Origin of the sequence: Sphingobacterium sp. UBA865 (assembly GCF_002295765.1) — a bacterium.
Taxonomy (GTDB): Bacteria; Bacteroidota; Bacteroidia; order Sphingobacteriales; family Sphingobacteriaceae; genus Sphingobacterium; species Sphingobacterium multivorum.
In genome coordinates, this window is record NZ_DBGB01000038.1 from 25,231 (window position 1) to 39,157 (window position 13,927).

Annotated in this window: 13 protein-coding genes; 6 read left to right on the forward strand and 7 right to left on the reverse strand. The window is 40.3% G+C overall.

All coding sequences use genetic code 11. The features are described from left to right. Positions 1 to 17: 17 nt before the first annotated feature. The gene (locus B2O97_RS20755; RefSeq protein ID WP_286768061.1) at positions 18 to 1,796 is read right to left on the reverse strand and encodes an AMP-dependent synthetase/ligase; all 1,779 of its coding nucleotides are present in this window, start codon (positions 1,794 to 1,796) and stop codon (positions 18 to 20) included. Positions 1,797 to 2,056: 260 nt separating this feature from the next. Then, entirely contained in the window at positions 2,057 to 3,250 is a 1,194-nt protein-coding gene (locus B2O97_RS20760; RefSeq protein ID WP_286768062.1) for a proline dehydrogenase family protein, read from the reverse strand. 95 nt (positions 3,251 to 3,345) lie between these two features. On the opposite strand from B2O97_RS20760, the gene B2O97_RS20765 reads away from it, so the two are divergent. From B2O97_RS20765 to B2O97_RS20775, 3 genes are all read left to right on the forward strand, one after another. Then, the gene (locus tag B2O97_RS20765) at positions 3,346 to 3,552 is read left to right on the forward strand and encodes an RNA-binding S4 domain-containing protein (RefSeq protein WP_070568728.1); all 207 of its coding nucleotides are present in this window, start codon (positions 3,346 to 3,348) and stop codon (positions 3,550 to 3,552) included. 50 nt (positions 3,553 to 3,602) lie between these two features. Further along, on the forward strand, positions 3,603 to 4,670 hold the full coding sequence (aroB, locus tag B2O97_RS20770; protein WP_286768063.1) for a 3-dehydroquinate synthase: 1,068 nt from the start codon (positions 3,603 to 3,605) through the stop codon (positions 4,668 to 4,670). Positions 4,671 to 4,791: 121 nt separating this feature from the next. Then, the gene (locus B2O97_RS20775; protein WP_286768064.1) at positions 4,792 to 5,508 is read left to right on the forward strand and encodes a ThuA domain-containing protein; all 717 of its coding nucleotides are present in this window, start codon (positions 4,792 to 4,794) and stop codon (positions 5,506 to 5,508) included. A 154-nt stretch (positions 5,509 to 5,662) separates the two neighbouring features. Here B2O97_RS20775 and B2O97_RS20780 read toward each other — a convergent pair whose 3' ends face one another. Then, a complete protein-coding gene (locus B2O97_RS20780; protein ID WP_286768065.1) occupies positions 5,663 to 7,549 on the reverse strand; it encodes a TonB-dependent receptor plug domain-containing protein in 1,887 nt (628 codons plus the stop codon). A gap of 101 nt (positions 7,550 to 7,650) precedes the next feature. After that, positions 7,651 to 8,562, reverse strand: a complete 912-nt coding sequence (locus B2O97_RS20785) for a zinc dependent phospholipase C family protein (RefSeq protein ID WP_286768066.1) — start codon at positions 8,560 to 8,562, stop codon at positions 7,651 to 7,653. Between the two features lie 219 nt (positions 8,563 to 8,781). Between B2O97_RS20785 and B2O97_RS20790 the strand changes: the two genes are divergently transcribed. From B2O97_RS20790 to B2O97_RS20800, 3 genes are read left to right on the forward strand one after another with little or no spacing between them, the layout of a single operon-like run. Then, entirely contained in the window at positions 8,782 to 9,768 is a 987-nt protein-coding gene (locus tag B2O97_RS20790) for a glycosyltransferase family protein (protein WP_046675898.1), read from the forward strand. 6 nt (positions 9,769 to 9,774) lie between these two features. Next, complete coding sequence (locus B2O97_RS20795; RefSeq protein WP_070568714.1) at positions 9,775 to 10,506, forward strand: FKBP-type peptidyl-prolyl cis-trans isomerase; 732 nt, start codon at positions 9,775 to 9,777, stop codon at positions 10,504 to 10,506. Continuing rightward, positions 10,493 to 11,398 (forward strand): aldo/keto reductase, encoded by a 906-nt coding sequence (locus B2O97_RS20800; RefSeq protein ID WP_070568711.1) that lies wholly within the window; start codon positions 10,493 to 10,495, stop codon positions 11,396 to 11,398. The genes B2O97_RS20795 and B2O97_RS20800 overlap by 14 nt, the downstream gene beginning before the upstream one ends. Before the next feature lie 6 nt (positions 11,399 to 11,404). Here B2O97_RS20800 and kdsB read toward each other — a convergent pair whose 3' ends face one another. From kdsB to trpS, 3 genes are all read right to left on the reverse strand, one after another. Next, positions 11,405 to 12,148 (reverse strand): 3-deoxy-manno-octulosonate cytidylyltransferase, encoded by a 744-nt coding sequence (gene kdsB, locus B2O97_RS20805; protein ID WP_070568708.1) that lies wholly within the window; start codon positions 12,146 to 12,148, stop codon positions 11,405 to 11,407. 88 nt (positions 12,149 to 12,236) lie between these two features. Beyond that, positions 12,237 to 12,854: a deoxynucleoside kinase gene (locus B2O97_RS20810; protein WP_046675902.1), complete on the reverse strand. Its 618-nt coding sequence runs from the start codon at positions 12,852 to 12,854 to the stop codon at positions 12,237 to 12,239. Between the two features lie 12 nt (positions 12,855 to 12,866). Beyond that, positions 12,867 to 13,865, reverse strand: a complete 999-nt coding sequence (gene trpS / locus B2O97_RS20815; RefSeq protein WP_046675903.1) for a tryptophan--tRNA ligase — start codon at positions 13,863 to 13,865, stop codon at positions 12,867 to 12,869. Positions 13,866 to 13,927 lie beyond the last annotated feature (62 nt).

The window sequence follows — 13,927 nt, forward strand, 5'->3', positions numbered from 1 at the left end:
TTTTGATCAGTTGATCCTTAATCCATCTCCATTTGATAGAGGTTATTGAACTCTTCTTGATGATGTTCGAGAATGACCTTCCGTTTCATTTTTAAGGTTGGTGTTAACTCTCCATTTTCAATAGTAAATTCATCGGTTAAAATAATTGGTTTCTTAATCTGCTCCCAGTTACCAAAGTGTTGGTTTGCACGACGTACCTCCTGATTGACTTTTTTTACAATGGCAGGGTCAGTCAGAAAATCGTCCTTTGTCATGGTTGCAAGTTCAGGAGCATCTGTTCTGGCCCAATCCAATAAATGGGCATAGTTTGGCACAATAAAGGCAGAGGCAAATTTCATCCCGTCACCGATTACCATTGCCTGTTCTATAAACTTAGATTCAACGAGCTTGGTTTCGATAGGTTGTGGTATAACGTACTTCCCGCCCGAAATTTTGAACATCTCTTTTTTTCGGTCAATGATTTTTAAGAATTTTTCATCTTCCCACTTCCCGATATCTCCGGTGTGCAACCATCCATCAATGATGGTTTTATCCGTCTCTGCCTTATTCTTATAATAGCCCATCATGACGTTGGGACCTTTTACCAATATCTCTCCGTCTTCGGCGAGTTTTATTTCAACAAAACGTACAGGAAGTCCAACAGTGCCAATGCGAATACCTTTGATATAATGATTGACTGAAATGAGTGGGGAGGCTTCGGTCATGCCGTAACCCTCATATAATGGAATTCCTGCAGCTAAGAAGGCACGTGTTAACTTGCTGTGAAGAGAGGCTGATCCAGAGGCAACGGTAAGCAATTCGCCACCCAAAGCCTCATACCATTTGTTAAGGACAAGTTTCTTGGCAAGCTTTAGTTTGAGATTATAGGATAGACTTCTTTTCTCAGGATTTGGATCATATTCTTCTGCAACTGAAACAGCCCAATCAAATACTTTGCGTTTGAAACCAGTGAGATCGTGGCCTGTTTTCATGATTTTCTCGTAAACCTTTTCCAGAATACGTGGGACAACGGTCATGATATGAGGTTTTACTTCCTTCAGATTATCACCAATCTTGTCAAAAGATTCTGCGATATAGATCGTAAAGCCAAGATACATATAGGTATATAAAACCATACGCTCGTAGGCGTGACAAGGAGGGAGGAAGGTCAGTCCGCGGTCATAAGCTTTACAAGGGGTAATTTCTGCTGCGCCCAATACATTGGAAAAGATATTATTGTGTGACAGCATGACGCCTTTTGGTTTGCCCGTGGTTCCAGAAGTGTAGATCAGGGTAGCGAGATCTTCAGGTTTGATCTGATCGCGGAGCACTGCTAGTTTTTCTGGGGAGCAATTGGAGCCTATATCATTAAGTTCTTTCCAGCTGCGTGTTCCTTCCTGTTCGGCGATACAAAAAAGATACTTCAATGTATAGATTGAATCGGTTAGATTCATCAGGCGATCGTACAAGCTTTTGTTACTGACGATACAAACCCTGATTTCGGCATCATTAAAAATATATTGATAGTCTGTATCGGTAATATTTGGATAGATGGCCACCACGACTGCACCAATTTGCTGGATTGCAAAGTCAATCATATGCCATTCTATGCTACTGCCGGCAATGAGACCAACTTTCTCGCTGGGTTTCACGCCAAGTTCAATCAGCCCTTTGGAGAGGTTGTCTACTTGTTCAAGAAAATCTGCTGTTTTGATATAATTCCACTTGCCGTCCACTTTGTGCGCAAACATATCAAGATTGGGGTATTTGCCCATCTGTTGACGTGCAAGATCAAATAATCTAAGTTTTTCTTCCATTTCAAATCTTATTCTTTTAAGCTCCGCGGGAGCACCCTTCCAGTATGAACTTTGTTTTAAGGGAAAAGTTTGCAAACATAAATAATTGTTTCAAGAATATGGAATGATTTTGTAATTAGCTTGTTTCAAAAGTGCGAAGGGGAGCGATAGGTGAAGTGCTTTTGTGCTTTTCAAAAGTAGGGTGTTTCTTGGAGACCATTTGAGCATAGTTCCTTGAGTAGATGGACTTGATGCGCGCCAATTATAAAAAAAGCTAGTCGTTATCGACTAGCTTTTCTTCTTTGTTTTTCTTTGATCAAAAGCCCGAGCTCCCGACCTGTCGCTCCTGCGACTGAAGTATTTTCCTGTGCTCTACGGAAAAGGTATGGCATCACTGCTTTCACGGGTCCGTAAGGCATGTATTTGGCAACATTGTAGCCGTGTGCAGTTAAATTGAAGCTCAGGTTATCAGACATACCCAATAATTGTGCAAAGTAAATACGGTCGATTGATCTGTCGATACCGCGTCTGTCAATTTCCTTTGCAAGTAGCATGCTACTGTCCTCATTGTGTGTACCCGCCATTAGTCCAAAGTTGTCCAGATGGTCCAAGATAAATTCAATAGCTTCATTATAATCTCTATCGGAAGCTTCTTTATTTGGCTGGATGGGATCGGAATAACCTTTTTGCGCAGCGCGAGCACGTTCGATCTCCATATAGGCACCACGAACGATCTTAGCACCCATGTGAAATCCTCTAACTTTGGCGTATTCAAAGTCAGCTTTCAAAGATGCCAACTTATCACTACGGTACAATTGATAAGTATTATATACAATTGGTTTTTCCATATTGTATTTTTCCATCATTTCACGAGCGATATCGTCAATTGCATCTTGGATCCATGAATGTTCAGCATCTACTAAAACTTTTACACCAGCTGCATGACAAGCTTTACAGATGCGATCGGTACGGTCCAACATACGTTGGTATTCTGCCTGTTCACTTTCTGTCAAGGCTTCCTTTGCATTGACTTTTTCAAACAGTTCAAATCGGCCTAATCCAGTTGGTTTAAATACTGAAAATGGAATGTATTTGTTTTTACTGGCCGCGACTACGGTGCGCAATACCTCGTTGCAGCAAGCGTCAAATGCACTTTCAGTTTCTTCTCCTTCAACGGAATAATCCAATATTGTCCCTACACCATTCTCCCCCAATTCGTTGATCGCATTTTCGCAACCTTCGATGGTCTCTCCGCCACAAAAATGCTTGAAGATTGTTTTACGGATGATACCCTGGATAGGTAATCCGATGTTCAGTGCAAAGTTGGTCATTGACGGACCTACTTTTGTCAAGAAGTTATTCGCTATTATTTTGAATAACCAATACGCTCTTTCCAAATCCTTATCGCTTTTACTTTTAAAAGCAATCTCTGTATTATCAAAGGATAATGTCTTGGGCTCAGAATTCTCAATCATAATCTTTATTTGCAATAAGGCAAATGTAGCAATTTACTAAGCATTAAAACGATGATAATTGTTGTATTCCTCAGTGAAACCACTATTTTTGTGAAATGCAAGAATTTAAAATCGAGGGCGAATATATCCAGCTCATACAGTTACTTAAAGCTTTAAATTGGGTGGAGCATGGTGCTATGGCTCAATGGGTTGTAGCGGAAGGGTATGTAAAGTATAATGGGCAGGTCGATTACCGGAAAAGGCTCAAATTGCGACCAGGAGATGTTGTTGAATTTGATGGGATGCAAATAAAATTGGTGTAATATTAAACAATATTGGTAAATAGAAAACTTAAACCTTAAAGAATCGTAGAATGGAAGTCATAGAAAGTTTGGGCTATCAGGTATATTTTGATGATACGTTGGCCTCTTTGGAGGCGTTTTTAGCTGAGCGCAGTTACTCAAAGATCATCGTCTTGGTGGATACCAACACCTTGGATAATTGTTTACCCTTATTTCAGCAGGCCTTACCCAATTTGGCGAATTATGACGTGATAGAAGTAGATCCTGGCGAGGAAAATAAAAATATTGATTTCTGTATTGGCGTATGGCATAATATGCTCGATTTCGGAGCGGATAGGCATTCGTTGATGATCAACCTGGGTGGTGGGGTAGTCACCGATATGGGAGGATTTGCCGCATCGACTTTCAAAAGAGGGATGGATTTTATTCAAATTCCGACGACTTTACTTTCCCAGGTAGATGCATCAGTAGGAGGTAAAACCGGTATTGATATGGGAAGTGTGAAAAATATTATTGGCACTTTTGCACAACCTCAAGCAGTATTTATTTCAAGCCAGTTTTTGAAAACCCTAGATCAGCGTCAGTTAATCTCAGGTTTTGCTGAAGTAATTAAACATGGACTGATCTTCGATCGGGCTTACTATGAGCGAGTGAAAACATTAGAGATCGATCAAATCGACAATTCTTTGGTCAAGCATTCTGTTTCGATCAAAAACCGTGTTATCCTTGAGGATCCGAAAGAAAAAGGACTACGTAAAATATTAAACTTTGGTCATACAATTGGTCATGCTATTGAGGGATACTCTTTGTTGAACGATGCTTCACCTTTATTACATGGAGAAGCTATTGCAGCGGGAATGATTTGTGAGGGGTATCTATCGCATAAATTGAATGGTTTGCCTTTGGATGAATTAAACGATTTGATCCAAACTTTTAGAAAATATTTCAACGACTACACATTTGATTCTTCCATTGATACAGCCCTGTTGGATCTGATGCGAAACGATAAGAAAAACTTGTCCAATCAGATCGGTTTCGCATTGCTTGACCAAATTGGCAGTTGTCAATATGATATCTACGTTTCTGAGGAAGATATTATTGAAAGCCTTGATTTTTACCGTGAGTTAATCACACCATAATAAAACAGAAAAGCCGTGTATCGGGAGAATGCACGGCTTTTCTTTACAGCTATTTTTATCGCAATTTCGTTGCGGAAAATAGTAAACCTAAACTTAAATCATCATAATAACCATTTATATCATGAATAGAATCTTCATTTTTCTGTTTCTCCTGTTGGGGATATCAGCTGCTGTTCAGGCACAAAGGCAAGTATTGATCTTTAGCAAGACAAAAGGGTTTAGACACGGAAGCATCGAAAAGGGTGCAGAGGTACTTAAGCAGTTGCTAGATAAAGAAAAAATAAAATCTGATCATTCGGAGGATGCTGCTCTGTTTACAGATCAGGGATTGAAAAAATATGACGCTGTTATTTTTCTGAGCACAACTGGCGATATTCTCGATAATGCGCAACAGGAAGCTTTTGTGCGGTATATCCAATCAGGAAAAGGGTTTGTGGGTATCCATGCAGCGACGGATACTGAGTTTGATTGGCTATGGTATAACAGCCTTGTAGGGGCGTATTTTGCGTCTCATCCTGCCGTACAAAAAGCCAAAATTGATGTGCTGGACAGAAAACATCCGGCCACCAAGCACCTTGATCCGATCTGGTGGCACAAAGATGAATGGTATAATTTCAAGGACGTGAAGGACGGATTGCATGTGTTGATGAATTTGGATGAAAAAAGCTACCAAGGTGGAAAAATGGGGGATCAACATCCAATCTCCTGGACCCAGAGCTACGATGGAGGGAAAGTCTTCTATACCGGGCTTGGACATACCGATGAGTCCTATGACGAACCTGAGTTCCAAAAACATTTAATTGGAGGAATTTTATCTGTTCTTCCCAAGAAAAAGTAACTTATTTTATAGTTGGCGTTTTCTTAACTAGGGCAGGGTACATGCTTCTATGTGGCAATAGCACAATGAAAAGTCCCAAATGGTATTCCATTTGGGACTTTTTTATAATTGATGGCGAAAAGGGAAGAGAACTAATTTTGCCATTTGATCGGGTTTAATAGTTCAGTTTATATTTTGCGCCGATACTAAACCAACGACCGGGCATTGGAACGGCGGCAGCTTCTATATAGCTCTTGTCAAATATATTCTGAACATCCACAAAGATGTTTAAGTCTTGGAGTTGGTACGATCCTCTTACGTCAGCGATGAAATAAGATTTGTAACTGATACGCTCATTAAAGCGGTTTGCAGAAGTTAACATCCAGTTCTTGTGGCTTACGGTAAAGTTGGCAATAACTTGATGCCTTAAGCTTTCAATAGCATATTTGGATAGTATCCCGTCTGCTAATGTTATGCTTGGGTTGAGATAATTATAACTTAGCGTTGTAAAGTATCGTGTCGTTGCGCTGGGATCATTGATATTATATCGGAATGAAGCATTGAATCCATCAATTTTGTTTTTCCCAATATTTATTGGTTTCCAGGGAATGACCGTTCCGCTTCCTGTAGTGGCATCCTCTTTTTGCCAGTCTATGAAATCGCTTATCCTTCGATGGAAATAGCCCGATTGAGCAATAATCCGATTGGATAAGTATTTTATACCACCTTCGATCTGATAGGCATTTTCAGAGCTCAGTGTGGGGTTTCCAACGTTGGCTGTCTGATTGGTGTAAAGATCCGTAAAGGAAGGGATCCGCTGGCTAGAACCTGCGTTGACTACAATCTTCCAATGTTCGGTAATATCATATCCCAAATCTAGACCCGGGAATACCTGCCAGCCAAATTTTGAGTTGTAATTGATGTAGGCGCCTGAGTTGATCATCAGTTTTTTGATTGCTTCTGTTTTGAATTCAAGGTAGCCGCCGTAATTCTCCCGGTTATGGTCGCCAATACTGGTGCTATTGATACGTTCAAATCGACTTTCCAGTCCTAAGCCAAATGTACCATAACTTTGCTCCAATGTGGCATTAATTTCTGCTCCAAAGACGTTGCTGTAATGTTTGGATCTACCTTTCGTTGTTTCTCGGCCTAAATACCAATATTCATCTTCGTTGTAGCGATTACTGAGGCGTGGACTGATGGAAAATGCCTGTGTTAATTGATGCTTGGACTGCAGGGAAGCGAAAGCTGTCTTAACCTGTTCATAAGCTTCCTTGTCACTCGGTGCAGCATAGTAACCATTGGCTCCAAATTGATTGTTGATATAGCCAACATTGGCTTTTATCATATTGGATGTATTCAGTTGATATGTCCCGTCATAATAGAGTTTATTATTGTTGGAGGCTGTATTATAGCGTTGTCCATTCGAATCTTCGTGGCCAAAATATAAACCATGGCTTGTTTGCTTGGTTAAGAACTGTGAGCCAAGCTGAACACCTTTGCCATAATACTTGCCTGCACTTGTCTGCTCATTATCTTTGAATGAAGAACCACTATACAGCTGGGCACTAATTTGATTTGATTCAATTTTCTTTGTTACGATGTTAATGGCACCGGTTAGTGCATTAATACCGAAAATCCGTGAAGCTGGCCCCCGAATGATTTCGATACGCTCGATGGCCTCCAGAGGAACCGGAAGGTTCATGTTGTGATGGGCACTCTGTGGATCGGTGATTTTAACACCATTGAGTAGGATCGCCGTCTGTTCAAAAGACCCACCGTCGATACTTATATCTGCCTGCGAACCGAATGGTCCACGTTGGCGAATATCAACACCTGGGATATTGCTCAGCAATTCGTTTATTGATCGATTTGGTAATCTCTGTATATCTTCCTGCGTCAATATTTGGATATTTTTGCTTTGTTTTGAAAAAGGGATCTGTAAGCGATTTTGATTAATGATGACTTCGCCCAAAGCGGTTGTGTCTTTAATCTGAGCGGTCGCAGTTCCAATACTCAGTACTAATGCAAGGTTTGTTAACGTAATATTCTTATTCAACATGCTTTCCTAGATTTTACGCTGCAAAAGTAGCTTAGCTGACTAAAAAATAAATAGTCCGGCGTGAATAATACTGGTAGTCCGGGTGATATTTTATAGCCTTCTTACATCCATTCCTCTCGACCGATACGTTTTTTTCCCGTTATATCGATGTGATCTTGCTTGTCGGTGCTTTTTATTTTTTCGATGTTAGTCAAGTCGGGTTGGCCGGATTCGAGCCAGGCTGAATACCAATAGGAAGCAACGCGTAAAATGGTTTTTTGCATTCTCCTTTCAACCATACCGTTCATGGCTTCATGATAAGCTCTAGCATAACTGTCGGAATAGGTCCATACCAATTGATTGTTTCGCTCAATAAAAGATTTTTTTTGAGATGCCTTAAATTGACGATTGAGCTGGGCTTCAATGCTCAATACAGAATCCACAAGGCGATTGCTTTCACGGACGATACTCCAGGCCTCCGCTAAGGGATCTTTGATATAGTTGGCTTTTCCAACGCGAAGGTTGTATTTTTCTGAAAACATTTCCGGTAAGCGGCTCTCCCAGAATGCGTGTATACCGAGTTGATTAGTCAGCTGTCCATTATAATTTTTAGTCGTGTGTAATGGAACATGGGCATCAGCAATATAATGGCCGATTTCTGCTGAGTGTTTGATGATCCGCTTATAATCTTTTGCTTGAAAGGCCTTAACAAGCTTTTGGTAGGTAAGATTGATTTGCCAGGGCACAATGCCATTTTTTAACAATTGCTTTTCTTGAAATTTCTCTTTGGCTTGTGACCAATGTATCGGTATGGAGTCAACTGTACTTTCCTTGCGGTAGTCCTCTAAATCTATAAAATGTCTTGGGCCTTCAGCGCTGTCTGTGAAGCAGCGTTTATCTGGATCAACAGCTTTTTCGGTAATAAGGTCAATATTGGATTTATAAAACTTAGCCAACTGAGCGGGGAGCGCAAAGACGGCATAATGATTAATTTTTTTATGAGCAAAAAATCCCCACGATGTTAAAATTAGCATGGAGACTATGCAAAGCATTCTATAAAATAGAGACTTCATGGGGTATCAAACTGGCTATTAATTAATTGTTGATATTAAATATACGTAAAGGAAAATTAAAAATGGATTAACTGTATTTTTTATTGATGTTAATTTATATTTTCTTAACATAACTAAACAATAAAATAATATTGATACTCGTTAAAATTGATTAATTTGCCGACACAAAATGCAGTCGTTATGAAGATATTGTATGCCGTACAAGGGACAGGAAACGGACATCTGAGCCGTGCAATGGATATTGTCCCCTGTCTGAGGGAGTTAGGGGAAGTTGATGTTTTGGTTAGTGGAATTCAAGCGGATCTATCATTACCTTTTGAAGTGAAATACCGTTATCATGGGCTGAGTTTTATCTTCGGTAAATCCGGCGGGGTAGACCTGTGGAAAACTTTTATGAGTTCGACGATCCGCAAATTTACGAATGAAATTAAGAGCTTGCCCATCGAAAACTATGATTTGGTGATCAATGATTTTGAACCGATCTCTGCTTGGGCTTGTCATTCAAAAGATCTAGAATGCATTGGGCTGAGCCATCAGATCGCTGCTTTAGACCCCTCGAGCCCCAAGCCAGAAGATAGTGACATGTTGGGCAAATTTATCATGAAAAATTATGCCCCGTCTACCCATTCCTATGGTTTCCATTTCAAGCGGTACGGCAAGAACATTTATCCACCGGTTATCCGTAATGCTGTTCGTGAATTAAATGTCACCGATCAGGGACATTACACTGTTTACCTCCCCGCATATGACGATGCGCATCTTTTAAAGCATTTGATGAAGTTTCCGGACGTGAAATGGGATGTCTTTAGTAAACATAATTCAAAGGCATTTGACATGAAAAATGTAACGATAAGGCCGATCAATAACCAATCTTTTATTGATAGTATGGCATCTTCTTCTGGAGTTTTATGTGGGGCGGGTTTTGAAACACCGGCAGAAGCGTTATATTTGAAAAAGAAACTGTTAGTTATCCCAATGAAAAACCAGTATGAGCAGCATTTGAATGCAGCGTCATTGGAAGAGATGGGAGTGCCTGTAATTTCGAGTTTAAAACAGAAGAACATGCTGGCGATAGAAGCCTGGCTCAACAGTAAATCTAGGGTTGACGTTGATTACCCTAATATCACGCAAGAAATTATAAATGAAATCGTGCAGAAGCACCGTTAAACACACATGAAGTATATCGCATTAGCCCTATTATCCTTGACGACGGTCACAGGATTTGCTCAACAAAAAAAAACGAACACGACGGCAAAGAAGAAGGTCGTCGCAACTAAACCAAGTGCAACAAATCAACTGAAAACGAAGGCCGATTCTGTGTCTTATGCATTTGGTGCCGATATCGGAAATTCCCTAAAGTCTATTGAGATCGATTATTTGAAGTCAGATGTCATTGCAAAAGCAATTTCGGATGTTCTGAAAGGAGAGAAGTCTCTATTGGAAGAGGGGCAAGGAAGAGCTGTTATCCAACAGGCGATCATGGACGTTCGTGCTAAAAAAGAGGCTGCTAGCCGTGCTGAAGAAGATAAATTTTTTGCCGAAAATGCAAAGGTTGCTGGGATGAAATCTACAGCTGAGGGGATTCAATATCTTGTTCTAAGTCAAACCGAAGGGCCAAAACCAAAAAGTGACGATGAGGTAACAGTGCATTATAAAGGTACCTTATTGAATGGAAAGCAATTTGATAGCTCATATGACCGTAAGGAGCCGTTGAAACTATCCTTGGGTCAGGTGATCAAAGGTTGGCAGATTGGAATCCCGTTAATGTCCAAGGGGGCAAAGTATAAATTTTTTATACCAAGCAGATTAGCGTATGGCGAACGGGCAACAGGTGAAATTCCGGCAAACAGCACATTGGTGTTTGAGGTAGAATTGCTTGATATTGGTGCAGATGGAACAACGTAAATTAGGTAATACAAGCTTAATCGTTTCGAAAATAGGTTTGGGCTGTATGTCGCTAAAAAGCAATCAGTCCAAACAATCGAAAGATATTATCCAAAAAGCTTACGAGAAAGGGATCACTTTCTTCGATACGGCTGATCTCTACGATAAGGGTCTAAATGAGATGATCGTTGGGGAAAGTGTGCAAAGCTTTCGCAAACATATTGTGTTGGCGTCGAAAGTTGGTAACCTTTGGCGTGCAGATGGATCAGGTTGGGATTGGAAGGCTTCAAAGGACTATATTATCAAGGCTGTGGAAGGTTCCTTGTCACGTTTAAAAACGGACTACATCGACCTCTATCAGTTACATGGTGGTACGATAGAAGATCCGATAGAGGAGATTGTTGAAGCGTTTGAGTTGTTGAAGAAACAAGGGAAAATCCGTGCTTATGGTCTTTCATCAATTCGCCCAAATGTTATTAAGGCATTTTTATCCAAATCTGATATGGCCTCAGTTATGATGCAATACAGCTTATTGGATAGAAGACCTGAAGAAGAAATCAGTAGCTTATTGGAAGAACGGGGGGTAAGTATCGTCGTACGCGGCGTATTAGCCAAAGGTGTTCTCATTAACAAACCTATTGAACCTTTCTTGCAGTATAGTTCGGGAGAGGTGGCCCATATCGTGAGAAACTTGGCAAATCTTTCCAAACGTATCGGAAAAGACAATATGATTGTTGCTCTTTCTTATGTGCTTTCTAATGTAGCAGTAGCAACAGCACTTGTTGGTGTGAGTACCAAATTGCAATTGGATGAATTGATCAGAGCAAAAGAGCAGATGATCAAATTCAGTGATTCGGATAAGCAGCTTCTATTGGAAGGTGTCCGGTCGTTATACTATACCGAACACCGGTAAGCTTTACTATTTATTGAAAAATAGTCTTAATATTTTAGCGAGGTCTTCTTTTGTATCCACAGCGACAGTTTCATGCGTTGTAATTGCCGTTTGAATGGCGTAACCATTTTCTAACCAGCGCAGCTGTTCCAATGCTTCTGCTTCTTCTAGCATAGAAATAGGAAGTTGTGTCAGGGCTTTTAATGTATCTACCTGGTAGGCATATATTCCGATATGTTTATAGAATGTTTGCTTGTGTAGCCATTGGTCTTTTTCCACAGCTCTTAAAAAAGGAATGGTCTGCCGACTGAAGTAGATGGCTTCTCCTTTGGTGTTTCGGACAACTTTGGGTATGTTTACATTAAATAGTTCCTCTTCTGCTGTAATTTCCTTGACCAAGGTCGCAATCTGCGTAGTGGTATCTTCAAAACAACTTGCTAAAAGATCAATTTGTGCGGGGTCGATAAAGGGTTCGTCACCCTGTATATTGATGGCAACATCATAGCCTCCTATATTTGTTATGACTTCGGCGCAACGATCTGTTCCCGATTGGTGATGCGCTGCGGTCATGACGACTTCGCCACCAAAAGAGCGTACAGTCTGTGCGATGCGTTGGTCGTCAGTAGCAACAACAACCTCGTTTAATTTTGTTGATTTTTTGACCTGTTCGTAGACACGCTGGATCATCGTTTTTCCTTCGATGTCGATTAGCGGTTTTCCAGGGAATCTACTCGATGCATATCGGGCAGGAATAATACCTAAAAATTTCATTTTTTATTTTTTATCATTGGCTGAGGAAATGCGCGTTTATTAAAAAGCCTGTAAAATCAATTGACTTACAGGCTTTTTGATATCGCAGTTATTCGAACAATCCAAATAATTCGGCTTCGATCTTTTGAATGATATTTCCGAGGTCCTCTGGGTTTGTGGTAAAATCCAGATTGTCTTTGTCGAGAATCATGACCTTACCGTCTTTGTAATTATTGATCCATTTATCGTATTTATCGTTTAGCTTTGACAAATAATCCAAACGAATTGCAGACTCATAATCACGGCCCCTTTTTTGGATATTATTCACCAGGGTAGGGACAGAGGCTTTGAGGTATATCAATAAATCCGGCGGTTTGATATAGTGGATGATGCTTTGAAAAATATTACTATAGTTTTCAAAATCACGTGCGCTCATTAAGCCCATATCATACAAGTTTTCGGCAAAGATATAAGCATCTTCATAAATGGTACGGTCCTGAATCATATCAATGCCGGTTTCCTGCAATTTTACAATATGTCTAAAGCGACTGTTGAGGAAAAAAATCTGAAGATTGAAAGCCCAGCGTTTCATGTCCGAATAAAAATCTTCCAGATAAGGGTTGTTGTCTACAGCTTCAAACTGAGGTTCAAATTTAAAGTGACTGGCCAACATTTCGGTTAATGTTGTTTTGCCGGCACCTATATTTCCAACGATAGCTATGTGCATATTATTTCTAGCTTAATAAAATCTTCTAATACCAATAATCTCACGAACTTCTTTCAGGGTCTTGCGTGCGGACTCGCTTGCTTTTTCAGCGCCCATTTTTGCAACTTTAGCAATGTATGCATCATCGTTTGATATTTCTTCAATACGGGAGCGTACATCGTTGGTGGCAAGGACCATATCTTCGGCCAATTGCTTTTTGAAATCACCATAACGAATTTCACATTTGTTATAGAGTTCATCAAAATGCTGTAATGTGTCTGCAGTAGATACGACCTTCATTAAGTCAAAAAGATTTTGGATAGCTTCAGGTTTAGGCTGGTTCATCTCCGTCGGGCCTGAATCCGATACTGCGCGCATCACCTTTTTACGAATTACGGTTTCACTATCCGATAGATAAATACAATCAGCTTCACCGTTAGATTTACCCATTTTTCCTTGGCCTGCAAGTCCAGGAACTTTCACCAATTTGTCAGAATAGGAGAACGCAAATGCCTCTTTAAAATAATCTACATTATATAAGCGATTGAAGCGGTTACCAAAAGTCCGCGTCATCTCCAAATGTTGTTCCTGATCTTTTCCTACCGGAACTTTTGTGCCATGGTGAATCAATATATCACAGGCCATCAAGACGGGGTAGGTCAACAAACCTGCGTTAACATTGTCGGGATTGCTTCTAACTTTATCTTTAAAAGCTGTAGCGCGTTCAAGCTCGCCGAGATAGGCGTTCATATTCATGTATAGATAGAGTTCCGCGACTTCTGGAACATCAGATTGAACGTAAATAGTCGATTTTTCAGGGTCTATTCCTGCTGCTAAATATTCAACAATAACTTGGCGAACCGTTCCCTGAAGCCCATGAGGAGTGGGGTGGGTCGTTAGTGAATGTAAATCCGCAATGAAAAAAAAGCAATTATATTCGTTTTGCATTTTCACAAAATTGCTCAATGCGCCGTAATAATTTCCTAAATGTAATTTTCCGGTACTTCTGATACCGCTAACAACTGTTTCCATATTGCTGCGAATTTACGCATAAATTTGACAAAGTCGAATTAAATTCGGTCGCTGCCCGCCTT

What these genes read in the sequence shown, in the direction of transcription:
- B2O97_RS20765 (WP_070568728.1), top strand. Translation starts at nt 3,346, where the DNA reads ATGCAAGAATTTAAAATCGAGGGCGAATATATCCAGCTCATACAGTTA.
- B2O97_RS20755 (WP_286768061.1), bottom strand. Translation starts at nt 1,796, where the DNA reads ATGGAAGAAAAACTTAGATTATTTGATCTTGCACGTCAACAGATGGGC.
- B2O97_RS20800 (WP_070568711.1), top strand. Translation starts at nt 10,493, where the DNA reads ATGGAACAACGTAAATTAGGTAATACAAGCTTAATCGTTTCGAAAATA.
- B2O97_RS20795 (WP_070568714.1), top strand. Translation starts at nt 9,775, where the DNA reads ATGAAGTATATCGCATTAGCCCTATTATCCTTGACGACGGTCACAGGA.
- B2O97_RS20780 (WP_286768065.1), bottom strand. Translation starts at nt 7,549, where the DNA reads ATGTTGAATAAGAATATTACGTTAACAAACCTTGCATTAGTACTGAGT.
- B2O97_RS20790 (WP_046675898.1), top strand. Translation starts at nt 8,782, where the DNA reads ATGAAGATATTGTATGCCGTACAAGGGACAGGAAACGGACATCTGAGC.
- B2O97_RS20760 (WP_286768062.1), bottom strand. Translation starts at nt 3,250, where the DNA reads ATGATTGAGAATTCTGAGCCCAAGACATTATCCTTTGATAATACAGAG.
- B2O97_RS20810 (WP_046675902.1), bottom strand. Translation starts at nt 12,854, where the DNA reads ATGCACATAGCTATCGTTGGAAATATAGGTGCCGGCAAAACAACATTA.
- trpS (WP_046675903.1), bottom strand. Translation starts at nt 13,865, where the DNA reads ATGGAAACAGTTGTTAGCGGTATCAGAAGTACCGGAAAATTACATTTA.
- B2O97_RS20775 (WP_286768064.1), top strand. Translation starts at nt 4,792, where the DNA reads ATGAATAGAATCTTCATTTTTCTGTTTCTCCTGTTGGGGATATCAGCT.
- aroB (WP_286768063.1), top strand. Translation starts at nt 3,603, where the DNA reads ATGGAAGTCATAGAAAGTTTGGGCTATCAGGTATATTTTGATGATACG.
- kdsB (WP_070568708.1), bottom strand. Translation starts at nt 12,148, where the DNA reads ATGAAATTTTTAGGTATTATTCCTGCCCGATATGCATCGAGTAGATTC.
- B2O97_RS20785 (WP_286768066.1), bottom strand. Translation starts at nt 8,562, where the DNA reads ATGCTAATTTTAACATCGTGGGGATTTTTTGCTCATAAAAAAATTAAT.